Source organism: Nocardia sp. NPDC050408 (assembly GCF_044458905.1).
Lineage (GTDB): Bacteria > Actinomycetota > Actinomycetes > Mycobacteriales > Mycobacteriaceae > Nocardia.
Genome location: NZ_JBITIL010000001.1, coordinates 399,347 through 415,047, shown reverse-complemented (window position 1 = coordinate 415,047; position 15,701 = coordinate 399,347). Strand labels below are relative to the sequence as shown.

16 protein-coding genes are annotated in these 15,701 nt (G+C 63.3%); 2 read left to right on the top strand and 14 right to left on the bottom strand.

Features of this window, described 5'->3' with window-relative positions; all coding sequences use genetic code 11:
- Nucleotides 1-3 precede the first annotated feature (3 nt).
- The 12 genes from ACIBJI_RS01875 to ACIBJI_RS01820 form a co-directional block, all read right to left on the bottom strand.
- Nucleotides 4-1,182 carry an MCE family protein gene (locus ACIBJI_RS01875; protein WP_396958912.1) on the bottom strand — a complete coding sequence of 393 codons (1,179 nt, stop codon included), beginning with the start codon at nt 1,180-1,182 and terminating at the stop codon, nt 4-6.
- Entirely contained in the window at nt 1,179-2,258 is a 1,080-nt protein-coding gene (locus ACIBJI_RS01870) for an MCE family protein (protein WP_397082715.1), read from the bottom strand. The genes ACIBJI_RS01875 and ACIBJI_RS01870 overlap by 4 nt, the downstream gene beginning before the upstream one ends.
- Nucleotides 2,255-3,355: an MCE family protein gene (locus ACIBJI_RS01865; RefSeq protein WP_397082713.1), complete on the bottom strand. Its 1,101-nt coding sequence runs from the start codon at nt 3,353-3,355 to the stop codon at nt 2,255-2,257. Before ACIBJI_RS01865 ends, ACIBJI_RS01870 begins: the two co-directional genes overlap by 4 nt.
- Nucleotides 3,355-4,359, bottom strand: coding sequence for an MCE family protein (locus tag ACIBJI_RS01860; protein WP_397082711.1), 1,005 nt, complete (start codon nt 4,357-4,359; stop codon nt 3,355-3,357). The genes ACIBJI_RS01865 and ACIBJI_RS01860 overlap by 1 nt, the downstream gene beginning before the upstream one ends.
- Complete coding sequence (locus tag ACIBJI_RS01855) at nt 4,356-5,378, bottom strand: MCE family protein (RefSeq protein ID WP_397082709.1); 1,023 nt, start codon at nt 5,376-5,378, stop codon at nt 4,356-4,358. The genes ACIBJI_RS01860 and ACIBJI_RS01855 overlap by 4 nt, the downstream gene beginning before the upstream one ends.
- Nucleotides 5,379-5,382: 4 nt before the next feature.
- Entirely contained in the window at nt 5,383-6,816 is a 1,434-nt protein-coding gene (locus tag ACIBJI_RS01850; RefSeq protein ID WP_364340779.1) for an MCE family protein, read from the bottom strand.
- Nucleotides 6,817-6,822: 6 nt separating this feature from the next.
- Nucleotides 6,823-7,686, bottom strand: coding sequence for an ABC transporter permease (locus ACIBJI_RS01845; RefSeq protein WP_364340777.1), 864 nt, complete (start codon nt 7,684-7,686; stop codon nt 6,823-6,825).
- Between the two features lies 1 nt (nt 7,687).
- Nucleotides 7,688-8,548 (bottom strand): ABC transporter permease, encoded by an 861-nt coding sequence (locus tag ACIBJI_RS01840; RefSeq protein ID WP_364340774.1) that lies wholly within the window; start codon nt 8,546-8,548, stop codon nt 7,688-7,690.
- A complete protein-coding gene (locus tag ACIBJI_RS01835) occupies nt 8,545-8,733 on the bottom strand; it encodes a hypothetical protein (RefSeq protein WP_364340772.1) in 189 nt (62 codons plus the stop codon). The genes ACIBJI_RS01840 and ACIBJI_RS01835 overlap by 4 nt, the downstream gene beginning before the upstream one ends.
- On the bottom strand, nt 8,733-8,957 hold the full coding sequence (locus tag ACIBJI_RS01830; RefSeq protein WP_364340770.1) for a hypothetical protein: 225 nt from the start codon (nt 8,955-8,957) through the stop codon (nt 8,733-8,735). The genes ACIBJI_RS01835 and ACIBJI_RS01830 overlap by 1 nt, the downstream gene beginning before the upstream one ends.
- Nucleotides 8,958-9,430: 473 nt before the next feature.
- Nucleotides 9,431-10,324, bottom strand: a complete 894-nt coding sequence (locus ACIBJI_RS01825; protein WP_396958906.1) for an NAD-dependent epimerase/dehydratase family protein — start codon at nt 10,322-10,324, stop codon at nt 9,431-9,433.
- Between the two features lie 207 nt (nt 10,325-10,531).
- Nucleotides 10,532-12,304 carry an FAD-dependent oxidoreductase gene (locus tag ACIBJI_RS01820; protein ID WP_364340766.1) on the bottom strand — a complete coding sequence of 591 codons (1,773 nt, stop codon included), beginning with the start codon at nt 12,302-12,304 and terminating at the stop codon, nt 10,532-10,534.
- A gap of 447 nt (nt 12,305-12,751) precedes the next feature.
- Between ACIBJI_RS01820 and ACIBJI_RS01815 the strand changes: the two genes are divergently transcribed.
- On the top strand, nt 12,752-13,558 hold the full coding sequence (locus ACIBJI_RS01815) for a carboxymuconolactone decarboxylase family protein (RefSeq protein ID WP_364340764.1): 807 nt from the start codon (nt 12,752-12,754) through the stop codon (nt 13,556-13,558).
- Between the two features lie 65 nt (nt 13,559-13,623).
- Here ACIBJI_RS01815 and ACIBJI_RS01810 read toward each other — a convergent pair whose 3' ends face one another.
- Nucleotides 13,624-13,812, bottom strand: coding sequence for a hypothetical protein (locus ACIBJI_RS01810; RefSeq protein WP_364340762.1), 189 nt, complete (start codon nt 13,810-13,812; stop codon nt 13,624-13,626).
- A 262-nt stretch (nt 13,813-14,074) separates the two neighbouring features.
- Here ACIBJI_RS01810 and ACIBJI_RS01805 point away from each other — a divergent pair, with 262 nt between their 5' ends.
- A complete protein-coding gene (locus tag ACIBJI_RS01805) occupies nt 14,075-15,415 on the top strand; it encodes a helix-turn-helix domain-containing protein (RefSeq protein WP_397082705.1) in 1,341 nt (446 codons plus the stop codon).
- A gap of 57 nt (nt 15,416-15,472) precedes the next feature.
- Here ACIBJI_RS01805 and ACIBJI_RS01800 read toward each other — a convergent pair whose 3' ends face one another.
- Nucleotides 15,473-15,691: an MbtH family protein gene (locus tag ACIBJI_RS01800; protein WP_364340758.1), complete on the bottom strand. Its 219-nt coding sequence runs from the start codon at nt 15,689-15,691 to the stop codon at nt 15,473-15,475.
- Nucleotides 15,692-15,701 lie beyond the last annotated feature (10 nt).

The following is a 15,701-nucleotide window of genomic DNA, read 5'->3' as shown; positions in this document are numbered from 1 at the left end:
TTCCTATCTGCCAGGTGCGGGTCGGGAGAGTTCATTGCCGGTGACGCCGGGTGGCGGACCGGAACCGTTGTCCGGCACATTCGGGCGCGGCGCATTCGCCGAACCGCGTACCTGCAGTGCGGGATTGGTGGTGACGCAGTAGTTGTAGAGCCGCACCCTGGTATCGACGGTCTTGTCGGTCGGCACCACGGGGATCGTGTCGTAATCACAGGTCGGCCGCGGCCACGGATCGACCATTGTGTTGAAGGCGTTGTCGTGCGCCGGAATTCCGATGGCCTGCGAACCCTCGCGCAATGCCGGGAACAGCGCTTCGATGGCCGGTTGACGCAGCTTGGCCGCCTTGGTGATGGCGACGAAGTTGGTGATCAGATTGGTCATCGGGTCCTGCGTGTCGTGCACGATGCCGCCGAGGGTGGCCAATTGGTCCGGCCCGAGTTCGAGGAATTCGCGCACTTCCTGATCGGCCACGGTCAGCTGCTGGAACAGTGCGCTCGAGCCGGTGGTGAGCGTGGTCAGATCCGGTTGGGCGTGGGTGGTGGTTTCGGCGATCACCTGAAGGTTCTGGATCAGCCGCTGGGTCTGCGGCAGCAGATCGGTCAGGCCCGACATTGCCCGGCTGATTCCGGCGACCATATTGCGCAACCGATCCGGACCACCGGCCAGCGCCTTGTCGAGTTCATCGATGATCACATTGAGTCGCGTCGGATTCATTCCGCCGATCAGCCCACTCATATTCGTGAGCACCGCTTGCACCGTCACCGGTGTGCTCGTCGCCGACCGGTCGACGATCGAACCGTCGGACAGATACGGACCGCTATCGGAGTCGGGTCGGAAGTCGAGGTACTGCTCGCCGGCCGCCGAGAGTCTGCCGACAGCGACGGTGCCGCCCACCGGAATCCGTGCGGTGTCGTTGATTTCGGCGATGGCGGCCACACCGTCACCGGATACCCGAACGTCGACTACCTTGCCGACCCGACTGCCTCGGAAAGTGACGTCATTGTTCGCCGCGAGTCCACCGGAACCCTTCAGCTCGACCCGGACCCGGTAGGTGCTCGGCAGCGGGTTGATCCGCAGTACGGCCGCACCGAGATAGGACATGCCGAGAATCAGCACGACGATCAGCCCGATATTGGCCACCGCGATCCGATGCCGAACCAGCCGGTGCCACAGTGGAATATTCATCGTGCACCGCCCTGCAACCGACCGATGACCTTCTGGATCACCTCGGCCAGACTGCCGACAAACGCCGGTACATCGCCGATTTCCGGCCAGCGGCTGCCCTTCGGGTCGGTGATGGCACCGATATCGAGATAGGAGACCGTGGCGGCGACCGCAAGCACCGGTCCGTCGTAGCTGGCCATGACATCGGGATAGATGGCGTGCAGACCGTCGAGCGTGCCCGCCAGATTGTCGCCCATCTGGGTGAAGCCGGACATCAGCCGCTGGATGCTGTCGAACAGGCTCAGGAACTCCGGGCCGGTGGTGTCGGTGAAATCACCGAGCGCGGACATGGTGACCGAGACCTTGGCGACGAGTTCGGCGATACTTCTGTTGTTTTCGGCGACCAATCCGATCAGCGGCGGAAAGGTATCCGCAGCGGCACCCAATTCCACCTTGCGCCTGGCTAATTCGCCGGTGAGCACATTCAGCCCGGACAGCACGCTGTCGACATCGGCGGTGCGTGCGTTGAGTGCCGCGAGTACATCGGTCATTTCGGTGATCAGATGTGCGAGCTGCGGTGCCCGACCAGCGAACATCGAATTCATCTCGGTGGCTATCCGAGCAACCTGATTGAGTCCACCGCCGTTGAGCAGCATGGAGATCGACATCATCAACTGTTCGACCGACGCACCGGTGCCGGTGTGGTCGGGTGCGATGGTGTCGCCGGGACGCAGCATCTCGGCGCTTTCCTGCTCGGCGGGCAGGGTCATGGCGACGAACATGTCACCGAGCGGGGTGGCCTGGCGCAGTTCGGCGGTGGTGCCGCGGGGCAACTGAATATCCTGCCGGATCCGCAATTCCACATCGGCGAGAAAGTTCGTGGTGCTGATCTTGGCGACCATGCCGATTTCGGTGCCGCCGATCTTCACGTGTGCATTCGCGGGCAGGTTGAGTGCGTCCTCGAAGACGGCGTGCAGCTCATAACCCGGCCCACCGATCCCCGGCTTGGGCAGCGGCACATTATCGACCGTCACGGCACATCCCGCAGCGGCGAGAACAACAATCGCCGCGGCGAAAACCGCACGTGCCGGCCTCATTTGGTGATTCCGAGCAGCGCGGCGGTCAACCCGAAGTCAGGGCCGAAGTCCTGGATCTTCCCGGTGCGGCAGCCGTCGAGGCGTAGCTGGATGCGCTCACAGAACAACGAAAGCGCTTCACCGTCCAGCACCGCCTTGTCCAGCAGACCGTGCAGGCGCAGCGCCCTGTTCTCACGGCTCACGGCGTTCGAGAAGTTCTGGAAGAACAGCGGCGTCACATCGGTGATTTCGGTGAGCCCGCGGGCATTGGCCCGCATCTGGGCGGTCAATGTCGTGAATCGGGTGAGCGCACCGAGCAGTTGTTCGCGGTTCTGGCCGACCACGGTCGAGGTATTGGTGACGAAGTCGTTGAGCTGAGTGATCACCGCCTGCAAACCCGGCGCCTGCTTCCCCATAAGTTGCACGAGTTCGGTGAGCCGACCGCTGAAATCCCGCACCGTCTGGTCGTTCTGGGCAATTATCTCGGTGATCTCATTGAGTTTGACGATGGTATTGGAGATCTGGTCGCCATTGGCGAGGGTGACCTCGAATGCCGACGACAGATCGTCCAACGTTTCGCGCAGCTTGTCGCCATTGCCATTGAGCAGCGGGAACAGCACCCGGCTGGCCATCGGTCCGGTTTCGTTGTCGCCCTTCAAGGCCGCGCCGAGTTGATCGAAGGTTTCCAGGATGCGGTCGAGTTCGACCGGGGTGCGGGTCCGGGCGAGCGGAATGTGCTGGCCGTCGGTCAGCACCGGACCATTGCCTTCATAGGCTGGGGCGAGTTCCACATGCCGATTGGTGATCAGCTGCGGTGAGATCAGCGCCGCCATGGCGTCGGCCGGAATGCGCACGCCCTTACCGATGGACATGGTGACTTCGACATAGCTGCCCTTGGGGATCACGGTATCGACCCGGCCGACCGGAACACCGAGCACCGCAACGTCATTGCCCGGGTACAGGCCGGCGACATTCTCGAAATCGGCACTGATCTGCAGGTGTTCGCCGAGGTACTGATCGGGCAGTGCGGTGAGGCTGTCGGGCAGCAGCGAACAACCGGTCGCCACCATCACTGCCAGGCCGAGCACCGCCGATTTCAGCAAAGTACCCATCTTCATCAATTGCACCCCTGTACGGCTTGGGCGAAGCAGAGCCAGTTGTCCGGGAATACCCATGGCGCCCACACATCGCCGTAGGGGCCATTGCCGAGGGCATTGTTGAACTGCCGCAATGCGACCGGCATGATCTCGTAGAGCGAATCGAGGTTGTCCCGGTTCTTTTCCAGCCCCTCGGACATGGTGTTCAGATTGTGGATGAGCGGACCGAGTTGATCCTGGTTCTCCAGGCCCATCTCCTGCAGCAGCCGCGACAGGCTCGCGACATTGTCGAGCAATTGCTCGAGCAGATTCTGCCGCAGTGCGACAGCATTGCCGATGGCCTCGCCTCGGGTGAGCAGCAGCAGCACGCTATTGCGGTTGTCGGAGGCCAGCTGGGCCACTTGATCCATGCTCTTCAGCAGGGTGTCCACCTCGTCGCGGCGATCATTGATCACCTTGGCCAGCGCGCCGATGCTGTTCAGCGCCTCGACGGTGAGCTGCGGGGAGTCACCCATCTGCTGGCTGAGCACATCCAGTGACTGCCGCAGCTTCGCCGGATCCAGGCGTTCGATACGCTCGAAGGACGATTTGTAGTTCGGATCCCGGATGACCTTGCCGAGGTTGTAGGGCACCGAAGTCTGCTTCAGCGGAATTCGATTGTCCGGCAGTCCTTTTCCATTTCCGGGCAGCAACTCGATGTGCAGCTTGCCGAGAATTGTCGTCATCTTGATGGCGGCCGAGGCATCCGGGCCGAGTCGAAGATCCTTGCGCACCTTCAGATCCACGACGACCTTCGCACTGTCGAGTCGTACGGCACCAACGGAGCCGACCTCGATGCCGGAGACATCCACCGATGCTCCCGATCGCAGACCCGCTGCCTGCGCGAATTCCGCGTGAATTGTCTTTTCGCCCAAATGCGCCTGCGATAACGCACTCGAGCCGACCAGCAGCACAACGACCGAACCGGCCGCGAGCAGTCCCAGCCACAACAGGCGATTGCGCACCGGGCGCATCAATGCCGTCATCGGCAGACCTCCGAATGAGAATTGCCGCCCACCTGTGAGAACAGCCCGGGTGGCAGCAGCACGCCCCATAGCGAGACGTCCAGCGAGCAGATATAGGCATTGGCATACGCGCCGTAACTGGTGAATCGGGCGAGACCATTGAGGACGGTCGGCAGCTCGACCGCCGCCTGATCCAAGGACGCGCCGTTGAGGATCAGCAGCGCGACACCGCTGGACGCATCGTTCTGCGCCCGAGCCAGATTCGGTTTCACCTGATTGATCAGAGCCGCCAGCGAATCGGTGGATCTCGCCACCGTATCGACCGACGACTTCAGCGATTCACCCTGTGCGTAGAGCGATTCCACCAGCGAACGCGCCTGCGTGATAAGGGTTTCCAATTCGCCGCTGCGATGAGCCAGGCCCGCGATCACACTGCTGAGATTGCCGATGACATCGCCGAGAATCCTGTCGCGCTGACCGAAGGTGCCGGCGAGTTCGGCGGCTTGGGTGATCAGGGCACTCAGCGAGACATTGTTGCCTTGCAAGGCCTGGATCAGGGTCTCCGACAGCGAATTGACCTGATCCGGTTGCAGCACACTGAACAGTGGTTCGAAACCCGACAGCAGCGATGACACATCGAACGACGGTTCGGTGCGCTCCAAGGGAATCGCGGATCCGGCAGTCAGCCACGCGCCCTCGTCCTTGCCGGGAACCAGGGCGATATAGCGCTGGCCGATCAGATTATGGTAGCGCACAAGGGCTTTCGTCGTCGTGGTCAGTCGCTGATTGTGCTGGATTCGGAAGTCCACGCGCGCCTTGTAGTCGCCGTCGAAATCTATGGCGTCGACGCGCCCGACCCTTACACCCGCCATCCGGATGTCATCGCCGATACGAAGGCCCAGCACATCGGTGAAGGTGGCCGAGTACGAATCGGTATCGCCGGTTACCGAACGTTGCAGCGTCGACCAGATCGTGTAGGTCAACAGCACCGCGACCACGGCGAACAGACTGAATCCGACCAGTGCCTTCCCTGACTTCATGTACTCACCGCCCTTCGTTCGGTGCGGTGTCGTAGACGGTCACCGAACCACCGGCCAGTACCGGAGCCAAAAGCAGGTACTGCGCCGTGGTCGGCCGACCGCCGACGATCGCGGCGGCGGCATCGAGTCCGCGCAGATCCGAATGCGGCTGGGTAGATTGATCCGTCGCAGCGGCTGGCGCGGTGATGCCCGGAACGCTCGGCAGCCCCGGAACGCTCGGCAGTCCCGGAACGCTCGGCAGCCCCGGAACGCTCGGCAGTCCCGGAACGCTCGGTAACCCCTGCGCCGGAGCCGCAGGCGCTGGCGCTGGCCCCGCGGCTGCCAACCGCTGCGGCATCAGCTGCGGCGGAAACTCCTGCGGTGGTGCGACATCCGGCACCGTACCGCCCCCGCACCGCGGACCGGCCATTGTGCCGTAATGCGGACAGTCCTTGGCCGTGTACTGCTGGAACGGAGTGAAGCTGACATCCATCTTCCACACCATCTGTCGGCTCGGTCCGAATCCGAAGGTCGTGCGCACTCGCTGCAGCGCGGCATTGAAGTTGGCGGCGGTATCCGGGATGGCCTGCGGATCCCTGGCCAGACCGCCGAACAGGCCGTCCAACCCGACGACCAAGTCCTTCCCGGCGTCCGGATTCCGCGCGAATAGTGAATTGACCGAGTCGACCGCGCCGCTGGCATTGGTCAGCAGTGCGACCAGATTGTCGCGCCGCTCGGTGAGCGTGCGTGCGGTGGTCACCGAATCCGACAGCACACCGACCAGCTCTGGCGCCGAAACGCTCAGCGCCGTCACGGCCCGGCCGAGGTTGCCGAGCAGATCGCCGATACCGGGAATCGCGTGCACCTGGGTGAGCCAGGTATCGAGGCGTTCGATGGTGGAACCCGGCACCCGTGCGGCGGGATCGAGGGCATCGGCGAGTGTTGCGAGCACGCGGCCCAGCTTCTCCGGCTGAATATGGTCGAGCACATCGCGCAGCACACTGAGCGTGGTCTGCAACTGCGTAGTGCCTTCGCTGGTGTCCTCGGGAATTCGGGCGCCCGCGCGCAGGGTTTCGGTGGCGTGCCCGTTGTCGACGAGTTCGATGGCGGTGACGCCGAAGATATTGTCGGGGATCACCCGCGCCGTGACATTCGCCGGAATCAGGCCAGCCACAGCCGGTTTCAGATCTAGTGCGGCATCCTGACGTTTCCCCTTGGCGACTACATCGACCCCGGCAACCGTACCGACGACCATGCCGCGGAACTTCACATCGGCATGAGTCGGCAGCCCATCGCCGGTGCTGGTGAGCACGGCGACGACCGAGACCTTGTCCTGAAAATAGCCGGTATAGCGCAGTCCGAGCAGGTACAGCAGTAATGCGGCCGCCATGGTCATGGCGATTCCGGCGAGCGTGAGTTGACGTGCGGTGGGTCCACGTCCACTTGGATCGAGCAGCATCGCCACCTACCCCGAAATCCGGAATCCGGGGTCGATACCCCAGATCGCAAGGGTCAGAAACAGATTCACGAACACCATGACGACGATCACCATCTTGATCGCGCGGCCGGCCGCGTGGCCGACGCCTTCCGGACCACCGGTGGCGATATAGCCGTAGTAGCACTGGATGAAAGTCGAAATGAGTACGAACACCACGACTTTGACGATCGAGAACAAGACATCGATACCGTTGAGGAACTGGAAGAAGTAGTGGTCGTAGGTGCCAGCGGAGGTGCCGCCGAGGAATAGCACGGCCAGCTTCGTCATCAGGTACGCGACGGCGAGGCCGACGCTGTAGAGCGGGACGATGGTCAGCGTTGCGGCAATCATCCGCGTGGTGACCAGATATGGAAGTGGCCGGATGGCAATGGATTCCAGCGCGTCGATCTCCTCTGCTATCCGCATCGCCCCCAGCTGCGCGGTGAATCGGCAGCCCGCCTGGATGGCGAAGGCCAACGTCGCAAGGATCGGGCCGATTTCGCGCGTCGTCGCGAAACCGGAGATCGCGCCGGTCAGCGGATTCATAGTCAGCAAATTCAGCGCGGTGTAGGACTCCATGCCGACAGTGATCCCGCCGAATCCGCACAGGATGATGACCACACCGACCGTGCCGCCGCCGACAATGAGCGAACCATTGCCCCAGCCCACATCGGCGGTCAGCCGCAGCACTTCCTTGCGATAGTGCCTGAGCACGAACGGAATTGCCGCCACCGCCTGGCCGAAGGTGATCGCCTGGTGGCCGAGTCTCCGGTTGGCCTGCAGCGGCACGCCGGCCACCGCTCCCACCGCGCGAAACGGCTGCAGCGCGGGCGGGGTGTATCGGGTGCCCATCTCAGATCACCTTCGCCGGGAAGAGCGTGTTGTAGATCTGGGTGATGATGATGTTCGTCGCGAACAGCATCAGCGCCGAATTGACCACCGCCGCGTTCACAGAGTTGGCGACCCCACCCGGACCACCCTTGGTGTGCAGTCCGATATCGCAGGCGATGATCGCGGTGAGCGCACCGAAGATGGCGGCCTTGACCAGGGCGATTACCAGGTCGTTCGCCACCGCGAAGGAGGCGAAGGTACTGATGAACGAACCCGCCGTACCGCCCTGGGCGTACACGTTGAACATATAGCCGGTGGCGAAGCCGACGAAGACCACGAATCCGCACAGCAGGATGCTGACCAGAATCGCGGCCAGCAGTCGCGGCGCGACCAGTCGGCGCACCGGATCGACACCCATCACCATCATCGCGTCGATCTCCTCGCGAATGGTGCGAGAGCCGAGATCGGCGCAGATGGCCGAACCGACCGCACCCGCGATCATCAGCGAAGTGACAAGTGGCGCACCCTGGCGGATGATGCCCAAACCACTGACCGCGCCGATAAAGCTCGTCGCGCCAACCTGATTCACCAGCGCACCGACCTGGATCGAGACGACAACCGCCACCGGAATCGCGACGAATACCGTCGGCGCCGCGGAAACGCTTGCCATGAAAGCGCACTGCTTGATGAACTCGTGGAATGGGAAGCGGCGCACAAACATCGCGCGCAGCATCTCGACGAAAGCATCGCGCATGAGCCGAACCTGGCGACCCAAGGTTTCCAACGAGCGCTGTGGATGCCGTTGCCACAGTCCCTTCAGGTCCTCCACGGCCCGCTCTAGATCTGTTGGCTCAGTGGAACTTTCAGTGGCCCGGGTGCTCATGCCGACTCGCTGAGTTGATGCTGCAGCAGGACGAGGAGATACCCGACCACGGCGATACCGGCGACGGCGGTGCTGAGCACTGCGAGCCAGAGCCCGATCCGCAGCACCGGATTGACTTTCATGCGCCCCCCGAGGATCTTGACGCCGATCACCAAGATGTCGATGAGCCAGACCAAGATCATCATCAGGTCATGCACACATTCGAGAAGGTGAGCACCGGCCAGCACACGATCGAGCCGAGGAAGGATATGACCACGTCGATGCCTTGCATGCGGTGCAAATGGCTGGTGTGGGTCAGCGTCCAGATGAGTCCGACGAGCCCGTATGGAATGGCGAGAATGATGATGGTGCCGAGGAATTCGGAGACCTTCATCTCGTAGCTGAATATTCGATCCAGCTTCTTGAGCATGCGCCTATGTCCTTTCCCCCGCCGCCTGAGCGGCACAGCCGGACACGCGCCGGGCGAGGCATCGCTGCGGTGCGAGTGCGGCCGATCACGCTGCGATCGGTCGGGTATGAGTGCGTATGTTACGCACAATTCCTTCGGATACGGAAGAACTTGCGAACACTTAGTTCGATGAATCTCAAGAGAGAACCCAGTACAACCAGCTATACTTTGCTCGTATCGTTGAGAATCTTCAGTAACATAACCGATGGCCAGCCTACTATGGGCCGGTTTGATGGCAGGAGCGTTCGATGACGAGCAATGCGGCAATCCAGGCCACCCACCACAGCGACACCAACGAACCGATGGCCGATCTGCGCCACATCCGCAAGAACGTGCTCCGAGACGTCGAGCCGAGTCGAAACACGGTTGCGGACAGTCGAGCAGTACCACCATTCGCCTCGGCTCGACGGACGCCCGCCACTTCGAGACAAGACTTAGCCGGAGTAGGCGTGCCACATCTGGTCGACGATCGCCGCGATATCGGAATGCTTTGGTACCCAACCTAATTGGTGCAGCGCCTTGGCTGGATCAGCGACCAGCGAACTCGGCTCCGGCACCGCGGGGCGATGAGTGAGCGCCACACGTCGTCCCGATACATTTTCGACAGCGGCAACCACCTGGCGGACGCTCGTGCCCCGACCGCTACCGATGACATATCGCTCGGTCGCGCCCGGCGGTGGCAGGTGTTCGAGCCCGGCCACGAACGCATTCGCGGCATCGGCCACGTGCACATAGTCGCGGACCGTCGTGCCGTCACCGTTGACCTCCAACGGTTCATTCCGTGCCGCAGCGCCGAGCACCCTCGGGATGAGTCGGGTGGGGTCCGGATCGCGACCGCCCGCCACATTCGTCAGCCGAAGAACGACAGTGGCGCCATGGTGCGCTTCGACGGCTGATTCGGCCGCCAGCTTGCTGCTTGCGTAGGGGTGCGGCGGGCTATCGGACAGATCCTCGGTGATCGGTCGGCCGCTCACATCGCCGTAGATCGCGCCGGTCGAGGCGAATACGAGCCGGGGCACCTCGACGGCCGCCATGGCATCGAGCAGGGTGATGGCCCCGACGGTATTGACTCCGAAGTACCGGAGGGGGTCGGTCATCGACTCCCGCACCCGGGTCAGCCCGGCCAGATGACACACCGCATCCACGCCGTCGACAGCCCGTCGAAGTGCGATCGGGTCGAGCAAGTCGGCAATGCGAATCGCGCTGGCATGCACGATGTCCGGTCGCTGCGCGCGCACCATGCCGACAGCCTCGTGCCCGGCCTCGGTCAAGGCCGAAACGACAGCTCTGCCGAGGTAACCCGCCGCTCCCGTGACAAGTACGCGCATGGCGCGAGCCTACGAAAGGCCGCCACAGCGACCGTCACCGGCGGCGAATCATCACGGTCGCAACCACCACGGCGCTGTGGTGCAGCACATCATTCGCGGCCGCTGCAGTGGGTGTTGTTCTGGTGGGCCGAGGTTGGCGCGTCGCGAGCGTGGCCGAGAAGGTGGGCGCCGACGCACACGAACGTTCCGCTGTGGATGGAAGGTCGGCTACCGGATCGGGTAGCGACGGTCGATGAGGTCGAACATGTTGGGCTGGCCCGCTTTGTAGAGTTCGCGGTCGATTAGTTTGAGTGGCTCCCAGAGGGGCATGGTGTAGCGAGGTGTGACGGTGGCCAGCCCGGCCGACGAGCCGGAGGCGTGCAGGACGGCGTTGGCGGCAAGGCGGCCGCCTTCATTCGCGCCCTCCATACAGGCGACATTCATACCGGTCTTGATCCAGTCGCCTGCGAGGAAGAGGTTGTCGATCGCGGTAGCGGCGTCGGGGCGGTCGGACCACGAGCCCGGGTTCTGGATGAAGATGGCGTCGTCGTAGGCGATTTCGGGCGTGCCCGCGTCGGTGAGGGCCGGGTCGATCATCCAGGAGTGCAGCATATCGTCGGCGAGCTGGATCTCGCCGTCGTCGTTGACGTGTGCCTTGATCTGCGCCCAGGTTTCGCGGGCGATCTCCTCGGGGGTGCACTGCTTGGCGGTCTTGCGGTTGAAGGTGCCCGGCTCTTCCCATTCGGAGATGATGGCGGACAGCACGTCCTGGACCGCACCGTCACCGTAGGTGGTCAGCGGCCGTCGCCAGAATTGGGCCTCGCTGATCGAGGTCAGGCCCCAGGGCGCGTCGTTGTAGCCGACGTGGCCATTGGCCAGGTCCACGCGTTTGCGCAGGAAGAATTGGATACCGACCATCCAGGCGGCCTGCAGGTTTCGGATGCGCTCGAGGTTCGGATCGGCCGCCGCCATACCGTCGGTGAGCACGTCGGGAAACTTGTCGAGCGGGATCGCGGAGAGGTAGTAGTCGGCCTCCACCCGGTGACGCGCGCCGCCCTGGTCGGTGACAGTGGCCGAGGTGAGGTGTGCGCCATCGCTGTCGAAGCCCGAAAGACGCTGGCCCAGTTCGAAAGTCACGCCGATCGAGCGCAGATAGTCGATCCACGGATTGATCCACGCCTCGCTGGTCGGCCCGTTGAGCACGCGGTCATTGCCCTTGCCGTCACTGTCGTTATTGAGGTTCAGCAGCGACCACACGTACTCCTCGCCTACCAGACCGATCGAATGTGCGCTGCAGTTACGGGATTTGGTGGCGACGAGCTCGCGGATGAAGCCGTCGCCGAGGAAGCGGTTGTATTCCCGAGACGAGTTGTCCAGGCGCGCGAAATCGGTCCAGGTCATCCGCTCCCACTGCCCCAACTTGCGCTCGGTGCTACTGGAGACGTAGACGGCCATGCGCTCCGCGGCGAAGACCGCCTCGGACAGCGGCAGCCGGAACAGCGATTCGAAGACCGACGCGACGGAGTCGATGAATCCCTTCGGGGTCATGGGGAATTGGGACAACGGCAGCGGGAACGGCAGCGGGACGGTGAGATTGTGCCGGTCCATGCCCGCGATCATTGCCGCATTGAGGCGGACCAGGTTGTCCCACACGCCGTTCGCGTTGCCGGGAAAGGGGATTCGGCGCAGCGTATCGGGCAGATTGTGATAGAAGCCGAAGAAGCTGCGGAATCCGTGTTCGCCGGGTAGGTCGTCGGCATAGATGCTGCGGGTTTTGCCGCCGAAGGTGCCGAGCTTTTCGTACACCGTGACCGCGAAGCCGCGTTCGGCGAGTTCGTGTGCGGCGGTCAGGCCTGCGGGACCCGCACCGAAGATCGCCACTGATCGCCCCGGCTGGGCGCCGGCCCGACCGCCGGTAGGCGCCAATGTCATGGCGGCGGCGACACCCCCGGCCATGGCGGCGTTCTTCATGAATGTTCGTCGCGACTGCTTGGTCCGCATGCTGAATCTCCCGACCATCCGGCCTGCCACGTCCACGTGAGCCGCGCACAGGCGCCCTGCGATGTCGCAAGATGTTACTGACTATTCTTCACTCAAGTGGATGTTTCGGCGATGTGGTGTGCACCAATTTCGTGCCCATATATTCCAAGATCACCCGTTCACGACGGCCGCAACGAGCGGGCACGATGTTTCTAACGATTCTCCACATAGACCAAGCGCGTGCGAGAGTATCGTCGTCAGATCGGGACTGGCCTGCGGCGATCGAGGTCGCGCACATCGAGTGAACACCGCACATAGGTTGCGACTTGTGCGAGCAGGTCGCCAGCTGTGCGACAGCCTTGCCGAGCTAGGGCTTCACACCGCGGTGCGTCACGATCCCGAGGCACAGCACAGTCGCTACGGGTCAAAGCTTGCGTTGGAGCACACTCCAACTTTTAGAGTTCGGGCATGACCAACACACAGGCCTCTAGCAGCAATGATCGTTTCGAGCGCGGACTGGAACTGCTTCGGCAGGTCGGTGGGCAGGAGCGGCCCGCGGTGCTGGACAGTCTCGCGGATATCGCACCGGACCTGGGGCGGCTGACCGTCGAATTCGGGTATGGCGACATACTGTCGCGGCCGGGGCTGACGTTGCGGCAGCGGCAGTTGGCGACGGTGTCGGCGCTGGCTGCGATGGGAAATGCCGCCCCGCAGTTGCGGTTCCACATCGACGGGGCGCTGAATGTGGGGTGCACGCGGGAGGAAATCGTGGAGACGCTGATCCATGTCAGCGTGTATGCGGGATTCCCTGCCGCGCTGAACGGGCTCGGTGCGGCGCGCGAAGTGTTCGACGCCCGTACCGATCTCCCCACACCGGCCGACCCGGCGCCGGCACCGACGGGTGACCGGTTCGAGCGCGGGAGCGCCAAACTCGCCGAGATCGACGGGCACGCGGGCGAACAGGTCATCGCATCCCTGCGCGATATCGCACCGGATCTGGGGCGCTACATCATCGAGTACTGCTTCGGCGATATCTACTCGCGTCCCGGCCTGGACCTGAAGACCCGTGAAATGGTCACTGTCGCAATGTGCACCGCACTCGGCACCGCGGCGCCGCAACTGGGCGTGCACATCCACGGCCTGCTGAATGTCGGCGGTACCGAGACCGAGGTCGTCGAAATCATCACGCAGATGGCGGGTTATGCCGGTTTCCCGGCCGCCCTCAACGGAATCACCGTGGCACGCAACATTTTCGCCGAGCGGACACAGCACTGAGCACTCGAACCCGTTGCGGCGCTGCGTAACCGAGCGCCGCACCAAGCCCCTCGTCAAGGTAGTGGCTACTTATCGGCGGCGTACCGGAAGCAGTATGCGGAGGCGGCCAGATACTGTCGGCAGTGGGCACCGTGCCCGGCGTGCACGGACAGAATGAAGCGCGCTCGGTCATAGGTCAGTCCCACCGGCTCTTGATTGCAGTCGCGGCTCTGCACGAGCCACAATTCCCGCATATCCGAATGCAAAACGTCCATTGTTCACCTCCACCGAAGAGATAAGTGCACCCAGCACCGGCGGCCCCACCGGAACCCGCCGTCAACGCTGTGGATCGCCGACAGCGTCGGGACCGTGCGTCGGGCTCCGTCAGAGCCGGCACCCCCGAAAGGGTTTGGGGCACAAAACCGGTGCCGGGTACCGCTTCAGCGTGCACGTTGCGATTCGGTGGATAACAGAGCCGAATGCGATAAATGCGAGTAATTTTCGATTGAATCAGCCTGGTACAAGGGAGCGGGACCTATGGTTGAGGTCGACTGGACCGGCGAAGACGTACTCGCTCTTCGCGTGGCGATGAAGCGAAGTCGCTATGAGTTCGCGCGCCTGGTGGGCGTCACCCCGCGCACCGTGATCTTGTGGGAGAACGGCCGGACAACCCGGATGCATGCCGCAAGCAGGCGTTTGCTCGATCGAGTGCTATCGGAGGCCGATTCGGTTGTCGTCGCGCGATTCGAGCGGGCGATCGCGGGCCCGACGGCGGCCCGCGATACCGAAGATACGAGCGTGGCGCTCGATCGGATACAGCTCGGTAGGGACATCGGGCTCGACAAGGAAGTCGAGGATGACGACGTGAGAAGGCGATTGTTATTGGCCTGCATCGGCGCTGGCGTGGCCGGTCAGGCGGCTGAGATGGTCGCGAGCGAACCGGAGAAGATGCTCGCCACCCTGGATGCGGGTTCGATGAGCGAACGGCGGCTCGGCCTGCTCGAGCAATCCGTCGAGGCGCTCGGCGCCCGCGTGGTGCAGGTCCCGCCGCACGAGTTGCTGCATAGCACGCTCGACCAATTCCGGGCGGTCCGCGGCTGTCTCGCGGAGCGACAGGCGACCCATCATCAAATCCGACTGGTCCGTACCGCCGGGCGCCTGGCGAATGTGGTCGGTGAAATTCTGTTCAATGAGGGACATTTCGGTCAGGCCCGATTGTGGTACACCACCGCAATTCATGCGGCCCAGGACATCGGAGATCGCTATTCCGAGGACATCGCACTGGCAGGATTGGCGTATTTACCGACCTATAGCGATAATCCAAAGGAAGTTTTGAACCTACTCGGCCCGCGTCTCGAAGAAAATCCGGGCCACGGTCCGGCGGCGGCCTGGCTGTGGGGAATGGCGGCCCGCGCGCACGCCAGCCTCGGCAATTTCGACGGCTTCGTCCGCTGCATCTCCAGATCGGAGCAGGCGCTGGAAAATATGCCCGCGGAACAACTCTCGATCGGCATCTTTTCCTTCCGCCCGGAGAAGCTCGCTTTCTATCAGGCCATCGGCTACTCCCGCTTGGGCCGCGCCGAGCAGACCGCCCTGGCATCCGAGCGAGCTATCGGACTCTACGACCCCAGCGAGACCATGGAACCCGCGCTGGTCCGCTTCGAACACGCCACCGCCCTGCTCGCCTCGGGCGAGGTGGACGAGGCGTGCGCGGTGGCGACCTGCGCGATCACCAATGGCCACACCTACGTCGGCCTCACTGTCACCAAGCGCGCCAAACAATTCGATACCGCGCTGTCAGGTTTCCGAGGTCGTGCCGTCGCTGATTGGCGCGAGCAGGCCCGGATGGTCGTCGATACTGCACGCACCCGGGCATGAGGGGGCAGGGCGCACCGGTCGGCAGGGGGGATGTACGAACCGGCGCGCCCTACCTATTCAGTTGGCATCGGGTTGCATCGCGGTAATCAGCGAATTCGGACGCATATCCAGCCAGTGGGATTCGACGTATTGCAGGCAGGACCGGCGCGCGGCCGCGCCGTAGGCGACCGTCCAGCCGCCGGGGACGGCGGCGAAGATCGGCCACAGGGAGTGCTGGCCCTCGGCATTGATCAGGACGTAGAACTGGGCGTCATCGTCGTCGAAGGGGTTGGTCATTGATCGGCCT